Annotated in this window: 22 protein-coding genes and 1 pseudogene; 12 read left to right on the forward strand and 11 right to left on the reverse strand. The window is 74.9% G+C overall.

Going from position 1 to position 23,137, the window contains the following annotated elements; all coding sequences use genetic code 11:
- From AB0K37_RS28370 to AB0K37_RS28385, 4 genes and pseudogenes are all read right to left on the reverse strand, one after another.
- A pseudogene (locus tag AB0K37_RS28370) lies at positions 1–180 on the reverse strand (GNAT family N-acetyltransferase); the annotation flags it as partial.
- 79 nt (positions 181–259) lie between these two features.
- Positions 260–1,246, reverse strand: coding sequence for a methylmalonyl Co-A mutase-associated GTPase MeaB (gene meaB, locus AB0K37_RS28375; RefSeq protein WP_363986137.1), 987 nt, complete (start codon positions 1,244–1,246; stop codon positions 260–262).
- Between the two features lie 37 nt (positions 1,247–1,283).
- Positions 1,284–3,506, reverse strand: a complete 2,223-nt coding sequence (scpA, locus tag AB0K37_RS28380) for a methylmalonyl-CoA mutase (protein WP_363986138.1) — start codon at positions 3,504–3,506, stop codon at positions 1,284–1,286.
- Positions 3,503–5,326 carry a methylmalonyl-CoA mutase subunit beta gene (locus tag AB0K37_RS28385; protein ID WP_363986140.1) on the reverse strand — a complete coding sequence of 608 codons (1,824 nt, stop codon included), beginning with the start codon at positions 5,324–5,326 and terminating at the stop codon, positions 3,503–3,505. Before AB0K37_RS28385 ends, scpA begins: the two co-directional genes overlap by 4 nt.
- A gap of 116 nt (positions 5,327–5,442) precedes the next feature.
- Between AB0K37_RS28385 and AB0K37_RS28390 the strand changes: the two genes are divergently transcribed.
- The 3 genes from AB0K37_RS28390 (at position 5,443) to AB0K37_RS28400 (ending at position 7,153) form a co-directional block, all read left to right on the forward strand.
- Positions 5,443–6,621, forward strand: a complete 1,179-nt coding sequence (locus AB0K37_RS28390) for an acyl-CoA dehydrogenase family protein (protein ID WP_363986142.1) — start codon at positions 5,443–5,445, stop codon at positions 6,619–6,621.
- Positions 6,622–6,758: 137 nt separating this feature from the next.
- Positions 6,759–6,968 carry an HGxxPAAW family protein gene (locus tag AB0K37_RS28395; protein WP_363986144.1) on the forward strand — a complete coding sequence of 70 codons (210 nt, stop codon included), beginning with the start codon at positions 6,759–6,761 and terminating at the stop codon, positions 6,966–6,968.
- A 2-nt stretch (positions 6,969–6,970) separates the two neighbouring features.
- Complete coding sequence (locus AB0K37_RS28400) at positions 6,971–7,153, forward strand: hypothetical protein (protein ID WP_021600299.1); 183 nt, start codon at positions 6,971–6,973, stop codon at positions 7,151–7,153.
- Positions 7,154–7,196: 43 nt separating this feature from the next.
- Here the strand turns inward: AB0K37_RS28400 and AB0K37_RS28405 are convergent, their stop codons facing one another.
- A complete protein-coding gene (locus AB0K37_RS28405; RefSeq protein ID WP_363986146.1) occupies positions 7,197–7,325 on the reverse strand; it encodes a hypothetical protein in 129 nt (42 codons plus the stop codon).
- Between the two features lie 166 nt (positions 7,326–7,491).
- On the opposite strand from AB0K37_RS28405, the gene AB0K37_RS28410 reads away from it, so the two are divergent.
- A complete protein-coding gene (locus tag AB0K37_RS28410; RefSeq protein WP_363986147.1) occupies positions 7,492–8,580 on the forward strand; it encodes a glutamate--cysteine ligase in 1,089 nt (362 codons plus the stop codon).
- A 222-nt stretch (positions 8,581–8,802) separates the two neighbouring features.
- Positions 8,803–9,777: an anti-sigma factor RsbA family regulatory protein gene (locus AB0K37_RS28415; RefSeq protein WP_363986149.1), complete on the forward strand. Its 975-nt coding sequence runs from the start codon at positions 8,803–8,805 to the stop codon at positions 9,775–9,777.
- Here the strand turns inward: AB0K37_RS28415 and AB0K37_RS28420 are convergent.
- Both AB0K37_RS28420 and AB0K37_RS28425 read right to left on the reverse strand, forming a co-directional pair.
- Positions 9,770–10,687, reverse strand: a complete 918-nt coding sequence (locus AB0K37_RS28420) for a phosphotransferase (RefSeq protein ID WP_363986151.1) — start codon at positions 10,685–10,687, stop codon at positions 9,770–9,772. The genes AB0K37_RS28415 and AB0K37_RS28420 overlap by 8 nt on opposite strands.
- Positions 10,608–11,555, reverse strand: coding sequence for a DMT family transporter (locus tag AB0K37_RS28425; RefSeq protein ID WP_363986153.1), 948 nt, complete (start codon positions 11,553–11,555; stop codon positions 10,608–10,610). Before AB0K37_RS28425 ends, AB0K37_RS28420 begins: the two co-directional genes overlap by 80 nt.
- Positions 11,556–11,630: 75 nt before the next feature.
- Between AB0K37_RS28425 and AB0K37_RS28430 the strand changes: the two genes are divergently transcribed.
- Positions 11,631–12,551: a LysR family transcriptional regulator gene (locus AB0K37_RS28430; protein ID WP_363986155.1), complete on the forward strand. Its 921-nt coding sequence runs from the start codon at positions 11,631–11,633 to the stop codon at positions 12,549–12,551.
- On the opposite strand, the gene AB0K37_RS28435 is transcribed toward AB0K37_RS28430, so the two are convergent.
- Positions 12,546–13,076: a DUF2269 family protein gene (locus AB0K37_RS28435; RefSeq protein WP_363986157.1), complete on the reverse strand. Its 531-nt coding sequence runs from the start codon at positions 13,074–13,076 to the stop codon at positions 12,546–12,548. The two genes, AB0K37_RS28430 and AB0K37_RS28435, sit on opposite strands and share 6 nt — an antisense overlap.
- 255 nt (positions 13,077–13,331) lie before the next feature.
- Here AB0K37_RS28435 and AB0K37_RS28440 point away from each other — a divergent pair, with 255 nt between their 5' ends.
- The 5 genes from AB0K37_RS28440 to AB0K37_RS28460 all read left to right on the forward strand — a co-directional run bounded on the left by AB0K37_RS28440 (position 13,332) and on the right by AB0K37_RS28460 (position 18,334).
- On the forward strand, positions 13,332–13,775 hold the full coding sequence (locus AB0K37_RS28440; protein ID WP_363986159.1) for a hypothetical protein: 444 nt from the start codon (positions 13,332–13,334) through the stop codon (positions 13,773–13,775).
- A 64-nt stretch (positions 13,776–13,839) separates the two neighbouring features.
- Positions 13,840–14,469, forward strand: a complete 630-nt coding sequence (locus AB0K37_RS28445; protein ID WP_363986161.1) for a GNAT family N-acetyltransferase — start codon at positions 13,840–13,842, stop codon at positions 14,467–14,469.
- A gap of 295 nt (positions 14,470–14,764) precedes the next feature.
- Positions 14,765–15,547 carry an SAM-dependent methyltransferase gene (locus AB0K37_RS28450; RefSeq protein ID WP_363986163.1) on the forward strand — a complete coding sequence of 261 codons (783 nt, stop codon included), beginning with the start codon at positions 14,765–14,767 and terminating at the stop codon, positions 15,545–15,547.
- A 198-nt stretch (positions 15,548–15,745) separates the two neighbouring features.
- Positions 15,746–17,053: an acyltransferase gene (locus AB0K37_RS28455; RefSeq protein ID WP_363986165.1), complete on the forward strand. Its 1,308-nt coding sequence runs from the start codon at positions 15,746–15,748 to the stop codon at positions 17,051–17,053.
- Positions 17,054–17,137: 84 nt separating this feature from the next.
- On the forward strand, positions 17,138–18,334 hold the full coding sequence (locus AB0K37_RS28460; protein ID WP_363986167.1) for a helix-turn-helix domain-containing protein: 1,197 nt from the start codon (positions 17,138–17,140) through the stop codon (positions 18,332–18,334).
- A gap of 7 nt (positions 18,335–18,341) precedes the next feature.
- Here the strand turns inward: AB0K37_RS28460 and ligA are convergent, their stop codons facing one another.
- From ligA to AB0K37_RS28475, 3 genes are read right to left on the reverse strand one after another with little or no spacing between them, the layout of a single operon-like run.
- Positions 18,342–20,411 carry an NAD-dependent DNA ligase LigA gene (gene ligA / locus AB0K37_RS28465; protein ID WP_363986169.1) on the reverse strand — a complete coding sequence of 690 codons (2,070 nt, stop codon included), beginning with the start codon at positions 20,409–20,411 and terminating at the stop codon, positions 18,342–18,344.
- A 40-nt stretch (positions 20,412–20,451) separates the two neighbouring features.
- The gene (locus AB0K37_RS28470) at positions 20,452–21,351 is read right to left on the reverse strand and encodes an alpha/beta hydrolase-fold protein (RefSeq protein ID WP_363986171.1); all 900 of its coding nucleotides are present in this window, start codon (positions 21,349–21,351) and stop codon (positions 20,452–20,454) included.
- An 11-nt stretch (positions 21,352–21,362) separates the two neighbouring features.
- Entirely contained in the window at positions 21,363–22,301 is a 939-nt protein-coding gene (locus AB0K37_RS28475) for a DMT family transporter (RefSeq protein WP_363986173.1), read from the reverse strand.
- A gap of 136 nt (positions 22,302–22,437) precedes the next feature.
- Here AB0K37_RS28475 and AB0K37_RS28480 point away from each other — a divergent pair.
- Positions 22,438–23,137 (forward strand): hexose kinase (locus AB0K37_RS28480; protein ID WP_363986174.1); only part of this gene is annotated, 700 nt, incomplete at its 3' end.

A 23,137-nucleotide genomic window follows, 5' to 3' on the forward strand; every position in this document is an offset into this window, starting at 1 on the left:
GGCGACCGCCGCCCACAGCCGCTGCCGCGCGGCGGTCTCCGCGCCGAGCAGCAGCCGCGCCGTGCGCTCCGGATCGGGCGCGGGTTCGCCGTCCGGTTCGGCGGCGTGGACGGCGGCCAGCACCGAGTGCCACTCCCGGATCTGCGCGTCCGTCGGATCATCGAGCGCGATGACGTCCATCCGACTTTTGTACCTGATCCCCGCGCGCCGTGACCGGGACCTGGGACAACCCAAGGTTTCGGGCATACGGGAACCCCGTTCAGCGGTCCCGCGAGAACGCCTCCAGGATGCGCTCGGCGGCAAGCGCGGGCGTCAGCGTCCCCTCCGCGACCTCCCGCTCCAGGCCGGGTGCGGCCTCCCGGACGCCGGGGTGCCCGCGCAGGTCGGACAGTAGCCGGTCGCGGACCAGGGCCCACGTCCAGCCGACCTGCTGGCGGCGCCGCCGGGCCTCAAGCTCGCCGGACTCGCGGAGCCGGTCCTGGTGCTCGACGAGGGCGTCCCACACCTCCTCCAGCCCGGTCCCCTCCTTGGCGCTGCACGTCAGGACCGGGGTGGCGCGGACGCGCTCGTCGCTGCGCAGCAGCCGCAGCGCGCCCGACAGTTCGCGGGCGGCGCGCTCGGCCTCTCTCCTGTGCTCGCCGTCGGCCTTGTTCACCGCGATGACGTCGGCCAGCTCCAGAACGCCCTTCTTGATCCCCTGGAGCTGGTCGCCGGTGCGGGCGAGGGTGAGGAACAGGAAGGAGTCGACCATCTCGGCGACGGCCGTCTCGGACTGCCCGACGCCGACCGTCTCGACCAGGACGACGTCGTACCCGGCGGCCTCCATGACCACCATCGCCTCGCGGGTGGCCTTCGCGACGCCTCCGAGCGTCCCGGCGGTCGGCGAGGGGCGGATGAACGCGGACGGGTCGGTGGCGAGGCGGTGCATGCGGGTCTTGTCGCCGAGGATGCTGCCGCCCGTCCGGGTGGAGGACGGGTCCACGGCGAGGACCGCGACCTTCCCGCCCTCCCCCGTCAGCCGGGTGCCGAGCGCGTCGATGAACGTGGACTTGCCGACCCCGGGCACGCCGGTGATCCCGACGCGGCGGGCGCTCCCGGCGTGCGGGGTCAGCTCGACCAGCAGTTTCTGCGCCAGCTCCCGGTGGTCCGGGCGGGCCGACTCCACGAGCGTGATCGCCCGCGCGATCCACGCCCGCGACCCGTCCAGCACCCCGGCCGCGTAGTCGTCGAGGCCCGGCGCGCTCACGGCGCGCCCCCTTCTCCCGTCACTCCCGCGCCGCCCCTCAGGCGCGCTCGGGCGCGCCGTGCCCGAGCTCGGCGGTGAGCTCCTCCAGCAGGCCGATCGCCGCGTCCGCCAGGACGGTGCCGGGCCCGAAGATCGCCGAGGCGCCGGCCGCGCGCAGCTCCTCGAAGTCGCCGGGCGGGATGACGCCGCCGACGACGATCATGATGTCGTCGCGGCCCAGCGCGGCGAGCTCCTCGCGCAGCGCGGGGACCAGCGTCAGGTGTCCGGCGGCGAGCGAGTTGACGCCGACGATGTGCACGTCGGCCTCGACGGCCTGCAGCGCCACCTCGGCGGGGGTCTGGAACAGCGGGCCCACGTCGACGTCGAAGCCGAGGTCGGCGAACCCGGTCGCGATCACCTTCTGCCCGCGGTCGTGGCCGTCCTGCCCCATCTTGGCCACGAGGATGCGGGGGCGGCGGCCCTCGGCCTCCTCGAACGCGGCGGTCGCGGCCCGCGCCTTCTCGATGCCCGTCACCTGGCCCGCCTCCTCCCGGTACACACCGGAGATCGTACGGATCTGCGCCGCGTGCCGCCCGTAGGCCCGCTCCAGGGCGTCGGAGATCTCGCCGACGGTCGCCTTGGCCCGGGCGGCGTCGATGGCGAGCGCGAGCAGGTTGTGCTCCAGGCCCCGCGGGCGGGTGCCGTCCTCGGCGGCCTCGGCGGCGCGGGTGAGCGCCTCCAGCGCGGCCCGCGCCGCGGTCCCGTCGCGCTCCTCGCGCAGCCGGCGCAGCTTGTCGATCTGCTGCGCGCGCACGGAGGCGTTGTCGACCTTCAGGACCTCGATCTCCTGCTCGACGTCGGGCCGGTACTTGTTGACGCCGATGACGGGCTGCCGCCCCGAGTCGATGCGGGCCTGCGTGCGGGCGGCGGCCTCCTCGATGCGCAGCTTGGGCAGCCCCTCGTCGATCGCCTTGGCCATGCCGCCGGCCTGCTCGACCTCGGTGATGTGCCCCCAGGCGCGGCGGGCGAGGTCGTAGGTGAGGCGCTCCACGTAGGCGCTGCCGCCCCAGGGGTCGATGGTCCGGGTGGTCCCGGACTCCTGCTGCAGGACGAGCTGGGTGTTGCGGGCGATGCGGGCCGAGAAGTCGGTCGGCAGCGCGAGGGCCTCGTCCAGCGCGTTGGTGTGCAGGGACTGGGTGTGGCCCTGCGTGGCGGCCATGGCCTCGATGCAGGTGCGGGCGACGTTGTTGAACACGTCCTGCGCGGTCAGCGACCACCCGGACGTCTGCGAGTGCGTCCGCAGCGACAGCGACTTGGGGTTGCGCGGCTCGAACGTCTTCACCAGCCGCGCCCACAGCAGCCGCGCCGCGCGCAGCTTGGCGACCTCCATGAAGAAGTTCATCCCGATCGCCCAGAAGAACGACAGGCGCGGCGCGAACGCGTCGATGTCGAGGCCCGCCTCGCGCCCGGCGCGGATGTACTCGACGCCGTCGGCGAGCGTGTAGGCGAGCTCCAGGTCGGCGGTGGCCCCGGCCTCCTGGATGTGGTAGCCGGAGATCGAGATGGAGTTGTACTTCGGCATCCGACGCGAGGTGTACTCGAAGATGTCGGAGATGATCCGCATGGACGGCTGCGGGGGGTAGATGTAGGTGTTGCGGACCATGAACTCCTTGAGGATGTCGTTCTGGATGGTCCCCGCGAGCGCCTCCGGCTCCACCCCCTGCTCCTGCGCGGCGGCGATGTAGAGCGCGAGGACGGGCAGGACGGCGCCGTTCATGGTCATCGACACGCTCATCCGGTCCAGCGGGATGCCGTCGAAGAGCTGCCGCATGTCGTAGATGGAGTCGATCGCCACCCCGGCCATGCCGACGTCGCCGGCCACGCGGGGGTGGTCGGAGTCGTAGCCGCGGTGCGTGGCCAGGTCGAAGGCCACCGACAGGCCCTTCTGCCCGGCCGCGAGGTTGCGGCGGTAGAAGGCGTTGGACTCCTCGGCGGTGGAGAAGCCGGCGTACTGCCGGATCGTCCACGGCTGGGTCGCGTACATCGCCGGGTAGGGGCCGCGCAGGAACGGCGCGATGCCCGGATAGGTGCCGAGGAAGTCGAGCCCGGCCAGGTCGTCGCCGGTGTAGAGGGGCTTGACGCCGATGCCCTCCGGAGTGTCCCAGGTCTGGGCCTCGGGGTCGGCTCCGGTGGCGTCGGCGACCGCGGCGCGCCACCGCTTGGCGGCCTCGTCGGCGGGGGGCGCCGTCCCGAGGTCGACCTCGGTGAAGTCGGGGATCATTCGTTCACTCCCAGATCGTGGAGGGTGGTCTCCAGCACCTCGACCGCGTCGCATCCCGCGTGCACGCGGGCGTCGACCCCCTCGTAGGTTCCCTTACCCGCCAGCCAGACCTTCACGGCACCCGCGTCGCGCAGGACGCGGGCCGCCTCCGCGGCCTTCTCCTCGTAGAGGGCGTCGCTGGAGCAGATGCAGGCGACCGCGGCGCCGGACGCCCCGAACTCCTCGGGGGCGCCGGTGACCGTCTCGATCCCGCCCGCCTGGAACAGGTTGGCGGCGAACGACGCGCGCGCCGTGTGGACGGCGATCGGTCCGAGCGTCGCGAGGAAGACCTTCGGACGGGCGCCGGTGGCCTCCGCGTGCGCGTCGGAGCGGTCGCGAAGGGCCTCGAAGTCCTGCGCGTACGCGACGACCGGGAGGCCGCCGCCGGGCGCCCGCGGCGCAGGGTCGCGCCGGGGCGGCGTCTCGGCGAGGTCGGGGAACTCGCTGACGCCGGTGATCGGCGCCTTGCGGCGGGCGATGTCCTCGCGGCGCCGCTCCCAGGTGGCGGCGAGGCGGCGGGCGACGAGGCCCGAGTCGAGGGCGGCGGCCAGGCCCCCGGCCTTCTCGATCTCGGTGAACCAGGCCCAGGCCGCCTGGGCGAGGCCCTCGGTGAGGCTCTCGGCGTACCAGGAGCCGCCCGCCGGGTCGACGACGCGGGCGAGGCTCGACTCCTCCAGCAGCAGCGTCTGGGTGTTGCGGGCGATGCGGCGGGCGAAGCCGTCGGGCAGGCCGAGGCGGGCGTCGAACGGCTGGACGGTGACCGCGTCCGCGCCGCCGACCCCGGCGGCGAACGTCGCGATGGTGGTGCGCAGCATGTTCACCCACGGGTCGCGCCGCGTCATCATCGCCGAGGAGGTGACCGCGTGGACGCGCGCGGCGGTGCCCTCCGCGGCGCCGCTGACCTCCGCCACCCGCGTCCACAGGCGGCGCGCGGCGCGGAGCTTGGCGATCGAGGAGAACTGGTCGGCGTTGACGGCGAGGCGGAACTCGATCTGCCCGAACGCCTCGTCCACGCTCAGCCCGGCGCCGGTCAGGGCGCGCAGGTACGCGACGCCGGCGGCGACGGCGGCGCCCAGTTCCTCGGCGTCGCCGCCGCCCGCGTCGTGGTACGGGGTCCCGTCGGCGACGACCGCGCGCAGCCGGGGGAACTCGCGGACGCAGCGGACGGCGAGCCCGGCGGCCTCGTCCAGCGACCCGGGCGTGCCGGTGCGCGCCGCGTGGCCGAGCGGGTCGGCGCCGAGGTTGCCGGACGCCTCGGCCGCGTTCCCGCGCTCGGCGACCAGGGCCAGGAACGCCTGCGCGGCCTCGCCCGCCGACGCTCCCGCGTCCAGCACCACCGGGGCCAGGTCGAGCAGGACGCCGCGCAGCGCCTCGGGCAGCGCGGCCACCGGCAGACCGCCCTCGCCGAGCCGCAGCCAGACGGAGGTGGCGCCGTTCTCCAGGTCGGCGAGGATCGCCTCGCGGGTGACGGCGGGGTCGGGGTGGGCGTGCCGCTGCCGGACGTCCCATCCGGCGATGCCCTCGCCGTCGGGGCGCACCTCGCGCACGTAGGGGGCCAGCCCGGGACGTCCCGGCGGCGCGTCTTCGCGCGTGTAGAGCGCGGCGATCGGCACCCCGTCGTAGGAGTCGCGTGTCAGCAGGCCCTCGATCTCGTCGAGGGGGGTGTCCTCGCTCGCCGCGCCGGACTTGCGCAGCACCCCCTTCACCATCTCCCGCCACCGGTCGCGGTCGGCCGCGGGGAAGGCGGCGGCCAGTTCGAGTTCTTCAGGCGGCACCGTCATGTCCTGGATGGTAGGTGAGCGGCCGAATCCGGCTCGGAACCGGGTCCCGCTGACCAGTACGCGGCGCGCGGCACGGGCCCTGGTTAGCGGTGCGCCGTCCGGGAAGAGGGGTGGTCATGACCCTGGAGACACTCCCCGGCGACCTCTACCACATGCAGGAACTCCTCGACGGACGGGAGAAGGAGATCCTCGGGAGGGTGCGCGGCTTCCTCGAGGCGAAGGTCGCGCCGATCGCGAACGACTGCTGGGCGCGGGCGGAGTTCCCGTTCGACCTGATCCCGCAGTACGGGGAGCTCGGCATCGCGGGCCTGGCCTACGACGAGTGCCCGGGCGACAGGCCGAGCAGCCTGCTCACCGGGTTCCTCGCGATGGACATGGCCCGGGTGGACCCGTCCATGGCGACGTTCTTCGGGGTGCACGCCGGGCTCGCGATGGGCAGCATCGGGCGGTGCGGCTCCCCGGAGCAGCGCGAGCGGTGGCTGCCCGCGATGGGGCGGATGGAGAAGATCGGAGCGTTCGCGCTCACCGAGCCGGACGGCGGGTCGGACGTCGCGCTGGGCCTGCGGACCACCGCGCGGCGCGACGGCGACCACTGGGTGCTGAACGGCGCCAAGCGCTGGATCGGCAACGCCACGTTCGCCGACCACACCGTCGTGTGGGCCAGGGACGAGGCCGACGACCAGGTGAAGGGGTTCGTCGTAGCGAAGGGCACTCCAGGGTTCACCGCGACCCGGATCGAGAACAAGATCGCTCTGCGGACCGTGCAGAACGCCGACATCCTCCTGGAGGACTGCCGGGTCCCCGAGTCCGACCGGCTGGCCGGGGCGAACGGCTTCCGGGACACCGCCGCGATCCTGCGCCAGACCCGCAGCGGCGTCGCCTGGCAGGCCGTCGGGGTGATGCTCGCCGCGTACGAGATCGCCCGCGACTACGCGGTGGGGCGGAAGCAGTTCGGGCGGCCGATCGCCAAGTTCCAGCTCGTCCAGGACCTCCTGGTCGGGATGCTCGGCAACGCCACCGCCTCGCTCGGCATGGTGGTGCGGCTCGCCCAGCTCCAGGACGAGGGCCTGTACCGCGACGAGCACTCCGCGCTCGCCAAGGCCTACTGCACCACCCGCATGCGCGAGGCGGTCGGCTGGGCGCGCGAGCTGATGGCGGGCAACGGGATCGTCCTGGACTACGGCATCGGCCGGTTCGTCGCCGACGCCGAGGCGCTCTACTCCTACGAGGGCACCCGGGAGATCAACACTCTGATCGTCGGCCGTGCGGCGACCGGTCTGGGGGCGTTCGTCTGATCCGTCCGTCCCGGCGGCGGCCCTTCCCCGGCCACGGCTGATCTTCAGGCACCCCCGAAGGCCCCGTGGCTAGGGGCGTTGCTAGAGTTCGGCGTCGTAGACCCCAGCCCCCGAACCATGCAAGGGAAGACGAACGCATGTCGACTGGCAGCCACGCCGGGCGCCCCAAGTCCTGGGTCGCCGTGGCCATCATCTTCATCGGTTTCGCCATCGGCGGCGTGGGCGTCACCCTGGGCCCCGACTGGGTCGTGTTCGGGGTGGGCGCCGCGCTCGTCGCGATCGGCGGCGTCGTCGCACTGGCCGTCGACATCATGACCGACGTCGTCGTCGACGAGCCCCGGGCGTAGCGGTGTTCGGCCGGCCCCCGATCGAGGAGCGGATCGCCGCGCGGCAGCGCGAGCGCGGGCCGCTCAAGCCGGGGACCGTCTTCCCGCACGGCCCCGCCAAGATGCTGTTCTTCTTCGGCATCGGCGTGGTCGTCGTCACGCACCTCATCGCGCTGTCGATGTACTTCGTGGACCCCGGCCCCTGAGGGCGGGCGGAGGTCCGCGCGCGGCACGCGCCGAGGGCCCGTCTCAGCGGCCGCGATCCGAGCCGTTGGGCGGGCCTTCGCGCTTGTCGCCGAGGTAGAACAGCCCCGCCAGGACGAACACGGCGACGGCCACCAGGATGACGAGCACGCCGATCGGAGTCGAGCCAGGCACCGGATCTCACCTCTTCCCTTCCGCTGCGTCTCCCCCGGACGGTGCCCGCTGAGCGGCGGGTCAAAAGAGGGTCAAGAAGATCCCTTACTACCCATTCGGGCCGTCCGGCAGGTGCGCGCGGCGCGGCGGCGACGTAGCTTCGAAGGCCCGAGCCAGAGGTGGTGGGATGGCCCTGCGTTTCGGAATCGAGGAAGAGTACTTCGTCGTCGATCCCGTCTCCCGGGAACTCGTCCCCCGTGCCGCCGCGGTGGTGCGCCGGGCGGGCGCGGCGCTGGGCGAGCGCGCCTCCACCGAACTCGTCGCCTACCTCGCCGAGGCCAAGACCTCGCCGTGCGACGACCTGGACAAGCTCGGCGAGCAGATCCGCTCGATGCGGGCGGTGATGGCCGCCGCCGCTGCGGCCGAGGGCGTCCGCCTCGCCGCGACCGGGACGCCCGTGCTGGGGGAGCTCGTGCCCGCCCCGATCACCCGCGGCGCCCGCTACGCCGAGAGCCTCGCCTTCTACCGCGGCCTGGACGACGAGCAGAGCATCTGCTCGTGCCACGTCCACGTGGAGATGCCGGACCGCGAGCGCGCCGTCCGGGTCAGCAACCATCTGCGCCCCTGGCTGCCGACGCTGCTGGCGCTGGCGGCGAACTCGCCGTACTGGGCGGGACGCGACACCGGCCACGCCTGCTGGCGGGCGCTCGCCTGGGCCAGGTGGCCGGTGGCGGGGCCTCCGCCCTACTTCGCGTCCGCGGGCCACTACGACGACCTCGTCGGGGCGCTGCTCGAATGCGGGGCCCTGATGGACTCGGGGACGATCTTCTGGGACGTCCGGCCGTCGGCGCGGCTGCCCACGATCGAGGTCCGGCTCGCGGACGTCGCCCCGACGGCCGGGGAGGCGGCGGTGTTCGCCGCGCTGGTCCGGGCGCTGGTGCAGGTGTCGTCCGACCTGGTGGACGCCGGCGAGCGGGCGCCCGACCCGCCCCCGGAGACGCTGCGCGCCGCCTACTGGCTGGCGGCGCGGCACGGTCCGGCCGGGCGGGGCCTGGACGTGCGCACGGGCCGCCCCGCGACCTTCGGCGAGCAGGCCGGGGACCTGCTCGCGCACGTGCGGCCCGCGCTGCTCGGCACCGGCGACCTCGACGCCGTCGCCCGCGGGGTACGGCGCCTGGTGACCGGCGGGACGGGCGCGGAGCTGCAGCGCGGCGCCCACCGCAGGCGCGGGCGGCTGACCGACGTCGTCGACGCGGTCATGCTGCCCGGTCAATGACCCCCCGGTCATAAGGCGGCGGGCGGACGGCCGGGGGCCTCGGTCGCCATTGGTCCGGATATTGTCTGTTTTCGGAGGGCCCTTCGCGGGTACCGCTGGATCGGAACATCAGATCGGCTGACCTCGGGGGATGTCCGCATGGTCCTGCTCGTACGGCTTCCCTCCTGCGCGTATTCTCGATCGAATGCACGAGACAGCGGCACCGGACGGAGCGACCGAACGATGAGCCTCAGCCCCGGCGGAACGGGCGTGGCACGCGAGGACGCGTTCATCCACCCCGCGCTCTTCTACCGCGGCGACGAGGAATACCTCGCCGGCACCGTGCCGTTCATCCGCGCCGGGCTCGACTCGGGAGAGCCGGTGGCCGTGGCGGTGCCCGCCGTCCGCATGGCGCAGCTCCGCGACGCCCTGGGCGCGGCCGCCGACCGGGTGAGCTGGATCGACATGGGGAAGGCGGGCCGCAATCCCGGCCGCATCATCCCGGGAGTGCTGCGGCACTTCGCCGACCGGCACGCCGCAGGCCGGGTGCGGATCATCGGCGAGCCGATCTGGCCCGGCCGCTCGGCGACCGAGTACCCGGCCTGCGCGCAGCACGAGGCCCTGATCAACCTGGCTTTCGCGGGGCGCGAGGCGACCATCCTCTGCCCCTACGACGCGGCCCGGCTGGACCCGGTGGTGCTCGCCGACGCCCGCGCCACCCATCCGGTCGTGACCGACCGGTCCGGGACGCACCCGAGCGCCGACTACGCGCCGTACCGCGTCATCGGCGACTACAACCTGCCGCTGCCCGAGCCGGCCGAGGGCGCCGGGGCGGTCACGATGAGCTTCGACATCGACGCGCTCCCCCTCGTCCGCGAGTTCGCCTGCCACTACGGGGCGAAGTTCGGCCTCGGCGCCGGCGCGGTCGGCGACCTGGAGCTCGCCGTGAACGAGCTCGCCGCCAACTCCTGCCTGCACGGCGGCGGCACGGGCACGGCGCGCCTCTGGGCGGAGGAGGAGCACGTGGTCTGCGAGGTCAGCGACGCCGGGACGATCAGCGACCCGCTCGCCGGCCGCCGCCCGGCGGACATGAGCCCGAACGGCGGCCGCGGCATCCTCATGGTCAACCACCTCGCCGACCTGGTCCGCGTGCACACCGGACCGGAGGGCACCACGATCCGCGTCTACATGCGCACCCTGAGCCCCGGCCTCAGCTGAGCGCCCGGCCGATCCCCGCGAGCGTCTCGGCGAGCAGCGCGTCCCGCCCGGTGGACGCCGCGTACTCGGCCAGCGTCGCCGTGAGGTTCAGCGCCAGGGTGCGGGCGGCGGCCTCCTGCTCCCGCGGCACCGGCCCGTACTCCGCGAGGAGCGCCTCCCGCGCGGCGCCGGCGAAACCCGCGTAGGCCAGCGACAGGTCCACGGCGGGCGCGCCGAGGCAGACGTCCCCCCAGTCGATCACTCCCGCCGCACGGCCTCCCGGGGTGAGCAGGAGGTGCCGGACGTGCAGGTCCCCGTGGACGACCACCGGGTCGCCGCCCGGCGGGTCCCAGCCCTCGGCCGCGTCCAGGAACTCCTCGACGGCCGGATCCCGCCTCCACACCCCTCGGGCGGCGATCGCGTCGAGGCGGCCGCGGGTCCGCGCCGCGCGCCCGGCTGGGTCGGCGCGTCCCATCGGGTCGACCGGCAGGCCCTCCCCCGCCTCCCGGGCCAGGGCCGGGTCGTGCAGGGCCCGCAGGAAGGCACCGGTCTCGGCGGCGAGGGCGACCCGGTCCTCGTCCGGCGGCCGCACGTCGGCGAGCTCGCGCCCCGGGATGCGCCTCGCGCCCCAGAACGGCCAGGGGAAGTCGTCCGACGGTTCCCCGAGGAAGCGCGGCACGGGCACCGGCAGCGGCAGGCGAGGCGCGAGGACGGGCAGCACGGCGGTCTCGCGCTCGACCCCGGCCAGGGCCATCCGCCGGCGCGGGAAGCGGAACACCCAGTCGCCGCCGACGAGGAGGACGGTGTTGTCCCAGCCCGTGGCGAGGGGCTCCACCGGCGCGCCGCGGAGCTCAGGGAACCTCCGCCCGATCAGCGCGCTCGCCAGTTCGGGCGTCACCTCCCGCTCGGGAGCCCACTCCGGTGTCGTCACGCGGAGGAACGCTACCCCTGCCGGCCGGCCAGAGCGCGGTGACGACAAGGCCGCAGCCGGCGAGCTGCGCCGGACCGGGCCGCTCGCCGAGGACCAGCGCGCCGAGGACGACCGCCAGCACCGGCTGGAGCAGCAGGAGGGCCCCGGCGACGTCGGCGCCCAGCCGGGGCAGCGCCGCGCCGATCAGCACCCAGCCGCACACCTGCCCCGTCATCGACAGCGCGGCGAGCCAGCCGAGGGCGGGCCATCCCGGCGCGAGGTCGATGCCCTGCCATGGGCCGCCGATCGCGGCGGAGGCCGCCCCCGCGCCCAGCGTCGACAGCAGCACCGGCTGCGCCCGGTGCTCCTGGCCGCGACCGGCGACGCGGGTGAGGAAGAGGTAGCCGCCGTAGGCGAGCCCGGCGCCCGCGCCGAACAGCGACCCGAGCACCGGGCCGGTCCCGTCCGCGCCGTGCCCCGCGATGCCGCCGGCCAGCGCGACGCCGGCCGTCAGCACCGGCACGGCCGGCGCGAAGGCCCGTGAGGGCCGCTCTCCGAACACCGCGAACGCCAGCAGCGGGACCACGACGACCTGGACGTTCACCAGCACGGTCGCGATGCCCGCCCCGACGCCGTCGATCGACGCGCCCCACAGCACGAAGTCGGCGCCGAGCACCAGCCCCGCGAGGACGTCGAGCCCGGCGCGGCGCCGCGGCCCCGTCCTGCGCCGCTCCCAGCGGGCCAGGGCCGCCAGCACCGGCAGCGCGAGCGCGCACCGGAAGAACGCCGCCGTCCCGGGCGAGACGCCGGACAGCCGGAAAAGGATCGCCGACGCCGAGATGAACGCGGCACCGGCGATCAGGAGCAGCCGCGGGTCGATCCGTCGCATGCGCCCCACGCTGCCGTTCGGCAACTGATTAGCACAAGCGAATGTTTCTAAGCAAAAACAGGTAGTATCACTACCGTGACGCTGAATGTGGAACGTCTGCGCGCCCTGCACGCGGTGGCCGTGCACGGTTCGATAGCGGCCGCCGCCGAGGCCCTGCACGTGACGCCCTCGGGGGTGTCCCAGCAGCTCTCCAAGCTGGAGCGCGAGACGGGCCACGCCCTACTCGAACCGCGGGGCCGGGGCGTCCGGCTCACCCGGGCCGGGCACGTCCTGGCCGGGCACGCCGAGCGGGTGATGGCCCAGCTGGCGGCCGCCGCGGCCGAGCTCGACGGGCTCCGCGAGGCCGCCGTCGGGCCGCTGCGGCTCGGGGCGTTCGTGACCGCGGCGCGCTCGGTGCTGCCCGCCGCGCTCACCGCCCTGCGCGAGCGGCATCCCGGCCTCGTCCCCACCCTGCTGGAGGCGAACACCGACGAGATCCTGCCCGCGCTCACGCGCGGCGACATCGACGTCGCGGTCGTCGAGAGCTGGGACACCCTGGTCACGCCGTTCCCCGCGTCGGTGGCCAACGTCCTGCTGTCGTCCGACGTCATCGATCTGGCGCTGCCGGCCGGGCACCCGCTGGCCCGGCGCCGCGCGGTGGCCCTGAGCGAGCTGCGCGGGATGCGCTGGGCCTCGTGGACGGCGGGCGGCAGCTGCGACCAGCAGCTAGTGCAGACGCTCCGCGAGCACAACGTGGAGCCCGACATAGCCTGCAACGTCGCCGACTACCCCACCCAGCTGGCCTTCGTGGCGGCCGACCTCGCCGCCGCGCTCATCCCCCGGCTCGGCCGCGACCCGATCCCGCGCGGGGTCCGCGTCGTCGCGACCAGGCCCGCCGTGCACCGCAAGATCTACGCGGCGTGGCGGGCCGGGTCGGACCTGCCGGCGGTCCGGGCGTGCGTGGAGGCGCTGCGGGCCGTCGCCGAGCGCCTGCCGGACGGCCGGCCCGGCTCATGACCGGACGCGCCGCCGCCCGACGGGGCCGCGGGGCTTGAACACCGAGAGGGCGGTGGCGGTGAGCAGCATCGCCAGCTGGCAGGAGACCACCGCCACCTGCTCCCACTGCCGCCCGGCCGCCGGAGCCGCCCCGCCGGCGGTCGCGTCCGCCATCGCCTCGGGCGTGAACAGCAGCATCCCGGCGAGGATCACCAGGATCAGCAGCACCAGCTTGGCGAGCACCCAGTAGTGCCGCGCCAGGCCCCACGGACTGCCGGTGGCGAGCGCGACGCCGGTGGCCAGGGCGGTGAGGCTGAGCGGGACGCCTCCGCCGAACACCAGCACGCTCATCAGGCGGTAGGCGGAGTTCGCGAGCGCGGCGTCCGCGGTCAGCGTGGCGGTGAGGTTGAGCAGCACGAGGCCCCACACCTCCCCCAGCAGCGCGACGGAGGCGACGACGTGCACGACGGTGAGGGTCTTGCGGACCGGCGGTCCGGGCCGCCACCACTGCCCGGCGGCCGCCGGCCGCGACTGGACGGTCGACATCTGAGCGCTCCCGGTTCTCTCGACGACGGTCCGATCGTGCGCCGGCGGCACGGGAGGCGTCGTCGGCCGTGCGGAGGCTTCCGTCCTGCCACGCCCGGGGCAATCGCCCGCCGGGCGCCTGCTCCACGCGCGGTATCCCGCCCTCGGCGCCCCGCCCCGCGCCGGAAGGCCGAGACTTGACCCGGGGATCAGTTGCAGCGGCGAATCGGCGGGAATGATGCACTTCGCCCGTCTTCCGATCGCTTTGGGGACACGATGCGTCTTCTTGCTCGCGCTCACCAGATGCCCGTCCGGCTGGCCGTCGGCGCGTTCGTCCTGAACTCGGGCCTGTCGAAGCTCCAGGGGCTGGACGCGGCGGCCGACGAGATCCACGGGACGGCGAAGACCGCCTACCCGTTCCTGGGGTCGCAGGACCCGCGGGACTTCACCCGCACGCTCGGAAGGGCGGAGGTCGCCCTCGGCACCGCGCTGCTGGTTCCGCTGGTCCCCTCGCTCGTCGCGGGCGCGGCGCTCACCGCGTTCTCGGCCGGGTTGACCGGCCTGTACCTGCGGCTGCCCGGCATGCGCCAGGAGGGCGGGCTGCGCCCCTCTCCGCAGGGGATCCCGCTCGCGAAGGACACCTGGCTGGTCGGGATCGGCGCCTCGCTCGTCCTGGAGGAGCTGGTGAAGTCGCGCTCCGAACGCCGCTGCGGCAGATGACCCCTCCTTGACGCGGGCCCGCGCCCACGGTGAGGATCGGCGCGTCCCCCGAGGAGGCCGCGCCATGACGTCCGAGCCCCGTCCGTCCCCCCTCGTCCGCGTGGCGGACGGCGCCGACGCCGCACCGGTCGCGGCCGTCCTCGGGCGCGCCTTCGACGACGACCCGGTCTGGCGCTGGCTCCTGCCCGACGACGCCTCCCGCGTGCGCCGGATGACCGCGCTGTTCGGCATCCTGCTGCGGCGGGTGCACCTCCCCCACGGGGCGACCGAGACCACCGGGCGCGGGGACGGGGCGGAGGCCGCCGCCCTGTGGGACCCGCCCGGTCTGTGGAGCGTGCCGCTGCGTCTGCAGGCGGCCTACGCCGTGCCGCTGCTGCGCATCCTGGGCGCCAGGACGCCCGCCACCCTCCGCGCGCTCAGCGCGATCGAGAAGCACCACCCGCGCGAGCCGCACTGGTACCTGGCGGTGCTCGGCACCGATCCCCCGGCGCAGGGCAACGGTCTGGGCGCTGCCCTGCTGCGGTCGCGGCTCGACCGCTGCGACGCCGAGGGCCTGCCCGCCTACCTGGAATCCTCGAAAGAGCGGAACGTGCCCTACTACGAGCGATTCGGCTTCCGGGTGACGCGCGAACTGCCGCTGCCGGGCAAGGGGTGCCCGCCGGTCTGGCTCATGTGGCGCGCCCCCGAACGGTGACTCCGGACCGTCCTCCACCGCGATTCGGCATCTTCGGTTAAGTGCTTGTCATGGCCGGAAAAGGCCAGTCGCACGCCGGTGCCCGTGCGCGGACGCGCCCGCGCGCCGACCCTTCGCCGCAGCACCGGACGATGACGCCCCAAACCCCGCTGACCCCATGCGGCCACGTGTCCGGCGGGTTTCGGACGGTCCCCCGGCCGCGCCCGCCTCCGGGCCCGCCGCGGCCGCCTACCGTCGTAAGCGAGCCATTGCACCGATCCCCTCTGGTGAAGGCGACAGGTGAAGCACCATGCCCATGGCCGGCACGAAGGCGCCGGAGAACACCCCTCTCGCCCTGCACAGGCCGGGTCCGGCGCGCGTCCAGGACTACCTCCTCGGCGGCAAGGACAACTACGCGTCCGACCGCGACCTCGCCCAGCGGATCCTGCGGGTCCTGCCGCAGGCCGCGGCGGCCGCCCGCGCCGCCCGCCGCTTCCTCGCCGGCTCCGTCGCGCAGCTCGCCGGCCGCGGCGTGCGGCAGTTCGTCGACCTCGGCTGCGGCCTGCCGAGGTCCGACAACCTGCACCAGATGGCCGCGGGCCGCGCCGGCGGCGCCCGCGTCGTCTACGTCGACCACGACCCGCTCGTCATCGCCCACGCCCGCGCGCTGCTCATCGACGGCGGCAACGTCGCGGCGCTGCGGGCCGACATCCGCGACCCGGCCGCCGTCATGGGCAGTCCCGAGGTGCGGCGGCTGATCGACCCGGCCGAACCGGTCGCGCTGGTGTTCTCCTGCGTCCTGCACTTCGTGGACGGCGCCGGCGACCTCGTCGCCGACCTCGCGGCGTCCACGGCGCCCGGCAGCGCGCTGGTCCTCTCGCACGCCACCGCCGACTTCGCCCCCGGCGCCGTCGCGGAGGCCGCGCGGATCTACGGCGAGGCGACCTCGGTCCCGGTGCGTCCGCGCGGCGGCGCCGAGATCGCGCGGCTGCTCGGGCCGTTCCGCCCGCTGCCCCCCGGGGTGACGCCGCTCACCGCCGAGGGACCCGCCGGCCCCCGCGACGAACCGGTCATGTACGGCGCCGTCGGCGTCCGCTGACGCCGATGTGGTGTTGATCACATTTCCCCGATAAGCCCGGCCCGGCGACGTCCTCCGGTTCGCCGCGCTCGCCCTGCTCTCGCCGCCCCTCCGGCGTCCGCGCCCCGTGACGCTCCGTCAGCCGAGAGATGCCCCGATTAAGAGAAATCTCATTTGCCCGTTAGAAACGGTAACGGTTCGGCCCCTATCGTGGCCCGGATGCCGACGAACACCCTGACTCCGCCTGACACGACGATCGGCGCTCCCCCCGCGAAGGCACCGCGCATGGGCTGGCTGGACGCGCTGCGCGGCCTCGCCGCCCTGGTGGTGGTGTTCGAGCACTCCCTGGACGTGCTGCTGCCCGAGGTCCGCCGGGCGACCGGCCCGTGGTTCGACTTCGGCCGGTACGGGGTCTTCGTGTTCTTCCTCGTCAGCGGCTACGTGGTGCCGTTCTCCCTGGAGCGGCGCGGCAGCGTCCGGCAGTTCTGGGCCGGACGGCTCTTCCGGCTGTACCCGGCGTGGGGCGTGTCGGTGGCGCTGGCGCTGCTGCTCGGCGCGGCCGGCCTCTCCTACGGCCTGCCCGCGCCGATCGGCGACCGGCCCTGGGCGTCCGCGCTGGCGCACCTGACGATGCTGCAGGACCTCCTGGGAGTCCCGAACGTCGTCAACGTCTTCTGGACGCTCTCCTACGAGATGGTCTTCTACCTGCTCGTGACGGCGATGTTCGTCGCCGGCGTGCACCGCGCCAGCGCCCGGGTCGCCCTCGGCTTCGGCGTGGGCGCGGCCATCCTCGGGGTCGCGCTGCCGTCCGGGCTGCTGGCCTCCCGGTGGCCCGGCGGGACGGTCCTCGCCGCCGCGCTGCTGCTCGCCGGCGGCCTGGCCGCCATGGTCAGCCGGCACCGCGGGCTGCGGCGGGCGGGCGTCGCGGTGGTGGCCGCGCTGGCCCTCGTCCTGCTCGTGCTGAACAGCCGCATCGGCGCCATCGAGAGCCTGTGCATCATCGCCACCATGTTCGCCGGGACCGCGATCCGCGGCATCCAGGACGGGCGGCTCCGGCTCGGGCCCGCCGCGGCGATGGTGGCGATCGTCCCGGCCCTGACGCTGGCGGCGGGCATGCGCACACCGACCAGCTGGGCGCTGCACGCCAACCCGAACCCCCTCGGCCTGGACTGGTCCATCGCCGTGGGCGCCGCGTGGCTGACGTTCCTCGCCGGGCTCGCCCTGCGGAACCGCTCGATGCCGCGCGTGCTCGTGTGGCTGGGGCTGGTCAGCTACTCGGTCTACCTGCTGCACCCGCTGGTCATCCAGGCGGTCTGGCACGCCGCCGGACGCGACACCTGGGGGCTGTCGGCGCCGGTCCGGGCGATCTGGGGCGTGGTGCTGCTGGCGACCGTCCTCACCTCGGCGGCGCTGGCGCACCGCTACGTCGAGCGGCCCGCACAGAACCTCGGCCGCCGCCTGACGGCGCGGCGGCGCTCCCCCGCGGCGCCCGCCGCCGCCTCCGCACCGCAGCCCGCCCACCCCTGACCGTCCCCTCCGGCGGGTGATGACAGCGTTCGCTTTCTTGCCTAGGGTGATTCGCCCGAGCCCACCCCGCCGATCGGACAACGGATGACCGAAGGGCCGATGCCCGCCGAGCTGCCCGACGTGCTGCGGCAGCATCTCCAGGCCGCCGTGGACGAGATGGAGCGGGAGATCCGCGACCAGGTCCCCGAGTACGCGGGCGCCGACGGCGGCGAGTACGCCCGGAAGGTGGAGCGGACGGTCAGCGACACCGTCGCGTTCTTCGTGGACTCCGTCGACCATCCGACCGCGGACGCACGCAAGATCACCGAGCTGTACATGCGGCTCGGCGAGGAGGAGGCGCGGCAGGGCAGGAGCCTGGCCGCGCTGCAGAACGCGATGCGGGTGAGCAGCCAGGTCGCCTGCCGCAGGTTCATCAAGGACGCCTACCGGCTCGGCTGGTCGCGCGAGACGCTCGGCCGGCTCACGGACTCGCTGTTCATGCTGCTGGCGCGGGCCGCGGACGCCGCCGCGCAGGGCTACGCCCGCGCGCAGGGCCAGCTGGCGACCGAGCGGGAGCGCCGCCGCGACCGGCTCCGCGACCTGCTGGTCGCCGAGCCCCCGCCCGCGCACGAGACGATCGCCGAGCTGGCGGTCGCGGCCCGCTGGGAGCTGCCGAAGAGCATCGCGCTCGTGGCGCTGCCGGCGGGGGCGCCGGCCGGCGCCCGGATCCTGCCGCCCGCGGTGCTGGCCGACTGGGAGGCGCCCGTCCCCTTCCTCGTGGTGCCCGACCCGGAGGGCCCCGGCCAGGACCGGCTGTGGCCGGCGCTGCGCAGGCTCGGCACCTCGGCGCTCGGCCCGACCGTCCCGATCGGGCAGGGCGCGCTCTCGCTGCGCTGGGCCAGGCAAGCCCTGACCCTGGCGGAACGAGGGCTGCTGCCGGACGAGGGCCCCGTCCGGTGCGTGGACCACATCGCGTCCCTGGCCACGCTCGCGGCGGAAGAACTGGTCGGCGCGACCGCCGAAGCCGCCCTCGGGCCGCTGCTGGAGCTGCCTCCGCCGCGCCGGCAGCCGCTCGCCGAGACCCTGCTGACCTACCTGCAGTGCGGCGACAACGCGGTGACCGCCGCGGAGCGGCTGCACATCCACGAGCAGACCGTCCGGTACCGGCTGCGGCGCATCACCGAGCTGACCGGCGGCCGCTTCACCGAGCCGGACGGCCGGCTCGACCTCATGCTGATGCTGAGCTGGCTGGTGCGGACGGGCCGCGCCGACCGGACGGGCCGGGTCGAGCCGACGGCGTAGCCGCGGCTCACAGGAACGCGGCGACGCGGGCGGCGAACTCCTCCGGCGTGACGATCTCGATGCCGAGCCCCTCGGCCCTGGCCCTCTTCGACCCGGCCTTCTCCCCCGCGACCACCAGGGACGTGCGGCCCGACACCGACGAGGACGCCGTGCCTCCGGCGCGCTCGACCAGCTCGTTCACCTGGTCGCGCGACAGACCGTCGAGCGGCCCGGACATCGCTCCGGTGACGACGACCGACATCCCTGCCAGGGGCAGGTCCGGGGCGCCGGCCCCGCCGGCCCGCCCGGCGGGGCCCGCGGCGCCCGGCTCGGTCATGGTGACCCCGGCGGCGGCGAGCTTGTCGATCAGCGGGGCCAGCTCGGCGATCTCGGCCACCAGGACCGCGGCGCGCTCCGGCCCGACGCCCTCGACCTCCTGGAGCGCCTCGGCGTCCGCGGCGCGGATCGCGTCCATCGTGCCGAAGTGGCGGGCGATGCGGCGCGACATCGACCGGCCGGTGCCGCGCACGCCGAGCGCGCAGAACACCTTGCTCAGCGGCTTGGCCTTGGCGCCCTCGATCGCGGCGAGAAGGGCGGTGGTGCTGGTCTCGCCCATCCGCTCCAGGGCGATGACCTGGTCGTAGGTGAGGGTGAACAGGTCGGCGAAGTCGGTGATCAGCCCCTCGCGGATGAGCTGGTCGATGCGGCCCTCGCCGAGGCCCTCGATGTCGAACTGGTCGCGGGCCACCGCGTAGCGGACGGACACGACGGCGTGGCAGGCGCGGCCCCGCACGCACCGCCAGCGCTGCTGGGAGGCGTCGATCCCGTCGCCGCAGCGCGGGCAGGCCGCGGGGATCTCGACGGGCCGCTCCCGCCCGGTGCGCAGGTGGACGACGGGGGCCTCCACGCGCGGGATGACGTCGCCCGCCTTGTAGACGGTGACGTGATCGCCGATCATCAGTCCGCGCCGCTCGATGTCGGCGGCGTTGTGCAGGGTCGCGTAGGTGACGGTGGAGCCGTCCACCTCGACGGGCTCCAGGACGGCGCGGGGCGCGATGACCCCGGTGCGGCCGACGTTCCACTCCACGTCCAGCAGCCGGGTGATCTTCTCGACCGCGGGCAGCTTGTAGGCGATCGCCCAGCGCGGGGCGCGCGTGGACAGGCCGGCGTCGGCCTGGTCGGCCGCCGCGTCCGCCTTGATCACGATGCCGTCGATGCCGAAGTCGAGCTCGGCGCGCAGCGCGGCGATCTCCTCGACCCGCTCCAGCACCCGCTCGATCGACGTCGCGGTGATCCCCGGGGCGGACGTCGCGGCCGTGGTGTTCGCGCCGAGGCCGGCGACCAGCTCCATGACCTGGCTGTGCGGAAGGTCGCGCAGGCGCGCGGCCGTCTCGCCGTCGGTGCCGTCCGCCGGCAGCGCGCCGTAGGCGAAGAAGGTCATCTCCACCTCGTAGGGGTGGTCCCTGGTGCGCAGGGTTCCGGCGGCGGCGCTGCGCGGGTTCGCGAACGTCGTTCCCACGGCGGCGGTGCGGGCGGCGTTGGCGGCCTCGAACTGGGCCCGCGTCATCAGCACCTCGCCGCGCAGCTCGACGGTGAGCGGCCGGGCGAGGCGCCCCGGCAGGCCGAGGATCATGCCGGTGCAGTGGGAGACGTCGTCCCCCGCGGAGCCGTCGCCCCGTGTCACCAGGCGGACGAGCCGGCCGCCCCGGTACCGGGCCGAGATCGCCATGCCGTCCAGCTTCGGCTCGACGCTCCACGCCGCGACCTCGCGGCCGAGCCTGCGGGCCAGGCGCGCCGCCCACGTCCGCAGGCCCTCTTCGGAGAACACGTTGTCCAGGCTCAGCATCGGGACGGTGTGCGGGACGTCGCCGACCACCGCTCCCCCGGCGACCTTGCCCGTCGGGGACTCGGGCAGCACCTCGTCCGGATGCTCGGCCTCGTAGGCGGCGATGCCGCGCACCAGCCGGTCGAAGGCGTCGTCGTCGAGCGGCGAGTCGCCTTCGCCGTAGTAGGCGGCGGAGGCGGCGACTGCGGTCTGGACGGCGGCGGCATAGGCCGCCCGGTCACCGATCTCGGTGCGGGCCGGGGTGTCGCTCATGACGACATCATGCCCGGTCCCCCTCGACGTCTCCCGGCGGTCAGCGGGGGCCCAGACGGTGCCCGAGAAACGCCAGTTCGCGGCGGAGCTGCCGCCGCCAGAAGGCCGCGTCGTGGCATCCGCCCTCCAGCCCGCCCTCGGGGCGGACCCGGTCGCGGAACTCGCGCACCCGGTCGGCGAACGGGTCGCTGGTCCCGCAGTCGACGCGCAGCGGGACGCCCTTCAGCTCCTCCAGCGCGCCGAAGACGTCGTTGCGGTCGTAGTCCGCCGCGCCGTCGAACGAGCGGCGGTTCGTGGCGACCGCGTCCTCGTAGGAGGCGAACAGGGCCGGGGACGAGGCGACCACGGCGGCCGTGCGGGCGCGGCCGAGGCGGCGGGCCAGCACGAGGGCGCCGTAGCCGCCCATCGACCAGCCGATGGCCCCCACGCGGTCGGTGCGGGCGCCGCGGTCCCGCAGCCGCGGCAGCAGCTCGTCCACGATCATGCCGAGGGGGTCGTCGCCGGAGGCGCGCGGATGCCAGTAGGTGTCGGGGCCGCCGTCCACGCTCACCAGGGTGAACGGGGGGACGCCGCCGTTGGCGACGGCGTCGGGAAGGTAGTGGTCCAGGGCCAGGTTCCGCACGAGGGAGGCGCCGTTCTCGCCGGTGCCGTGCAGGGCGACGACCACGGGCAGGCCGCGCAGCGACCGGTTCGCGGCGGGCGGGACGACGGTCGCGGTGACGGCCGTGCGGCGGCGCGCGGAACGCCAGGTCATCGTCTCGGCCCGGACGGACGCGGGGGGCGGCGCCGGCACGTCCCCGCACCTGCCGAGCGCGCGGTCCAGCCGGACCTTGCCGGGGAGGGCCCCGTTCTCCACCAGCGCGTAGCCGGTGCCGCCCGTGGCCGCGGCGGCGCCGATGCCGCCGAGCCCGCCGAGGACGAGGGCGCGTCGGGTGATCAAAGGCGGTCCTTTCAGGAGGCTTCGGGCACCGTATCGCCCTCGCGGGACGCGTGCGCCGACCGCGACAGCAGCGCGACTCCCCCGGTGAGCAGGAGCACGCTGAACGACAGGGCCGTGAACGCCGCGGCCGTCCGGGGCGGCAGCGTCTGGAAGGCGAAGGCGGCCACGAGGTAGGACGCGATGGGGTTCGTCATCGTCATCGCGGTCATGGCGGCGGGCAGCGATCCGGCCGCGAACGCCCGCTGCTCGATGACCAGGCCGAGCAGCGTGCTGCCGGCCAGCGCGTAGCCGGGCCAGTCCACCGCGGTGGCCGCGACCCCGCGGTCGACCAGGTCGGCGGTGGTGAGTTTGATCAGCACGGCGGTCGCCGCGAAGCACAGGCCGGCGCAGACGCCGAGCAGCGCGGCCCGCACCGGCCCCTTGCGCAGCCATGCCGCCCGCGACAGGGCGACGATGACCGGCGCGGCGATGAGCCCGGCGAGCAGGATCCGCGGCCGGGACGGCTCGCCCTGGGGCGGGATCGCGCCCGGAACCGTGAACAGCACGGCGAGGCCCGCGGTGACGGCGATGCCGCCGAACAGGTCGAGCCGCGCGGGCCGGCGTCCCGTGCCGATCGTGCCGAGGGCGATCGTGAAGACGAGCTGGGTGACCAGCAGCGGCTGGACGACGGCCGTCGAGCCGAAGTGCAGCGCGACGGCCTGGGCGCCGAACCCGCCGAGGTTGACCCCCCACCCGGTCAGCCACACCGGGTCGCGGACCAGCCGGCGGAGCAGCCCGTGGGCGGCGGAGGCGTCCGAGACGCCGTGCACGGCGCGCCGCGCGGCCCGGTACTGCAGGGCCGCCGCCGCGGCGAACAGGAACGCCGCGAGCAGGCTAAAGCAGACCGACCAGGCCATCAGCCCGTCCCGCTCCGGCTCACGGCACCCCTCCCGCCTCGCGCATCCCGCCACAGATCATCCTTCCCGCCGCCGGACGGGACGACCACGGCGGCCCGTCCCCTCTTGACCCGGACGAAAAACGGATCTAAAACAAGAGAAACAAACACAAACAGAAGGGAAGCCACATGGAGCCGGGATCGGTCGGCGCATGATCGTGACGGTGACGCTCAACCCGAGCCTCGACCGCACGATCGAGGTGGACGTGCTGACCCGCGGCACGGTCATCAGGGCCCGGTCCGCGCGGCTGGACCCGGGCGGCAAGGGCGTCAACGTGTCCCGGGCACTGCTGGCCAACGACGTCGCGTCCGCCGCCGTGGTCGCGGTGGGCGGCGCGGACGGCGACCAGCTGCGCCGGCTGCTGGAGACCGAGGGCCTGCGCGTGCACGCCGTCCGCGCCCGCGGGCGGACCCGGTCCAACGTCACGATCGTCGAGCCCGGCGGCGTCGTCACCAAGCTGAACGAGCCCGGCGGCCCGCTGTCGCCCGGGGAACTGGACGAGGTCGGCGCCGCGGTGGCCGCCGCGGCCGGCTCCGCCAGCTGGGTGGTCGGCTGCGGCAGCCTGCCGCCCGGCGTCCCGGACGGCACCTACGCGCGGATGTGCCGCCGGTTCTCGGCGGGCGGCGTCCGCGTCGCGGTCGACACCAGCGGCCCGGCGCTGCGCGCCGCCGTCGCCGCCGCGCCCGACCTGGTCAAACCGAACCGGGAGGAGCTCGCGGAGGCCGCGGGCGGCCCGGTCGACACCGTGGCCGACGCGGTCGAGGCGGCCGGGCGGCTGCGGGCGTGGGGGGCCCGCGCCGTCCTGGTCAGCCTCGGCGCGCAGGGCGCGGTGCTCGTCGACGACGACGGCG

This window comes from Actinomadura sp. NPDC049753 (genome assembly GCF_040674655.1).
GTDB classification, from domain to species: Bacteria; Actinomycetota; Actinomycetes; order Streptosporangiales; family Streptosporangiaceae; genus Spirillospora; species Spirillospora verrucosospora.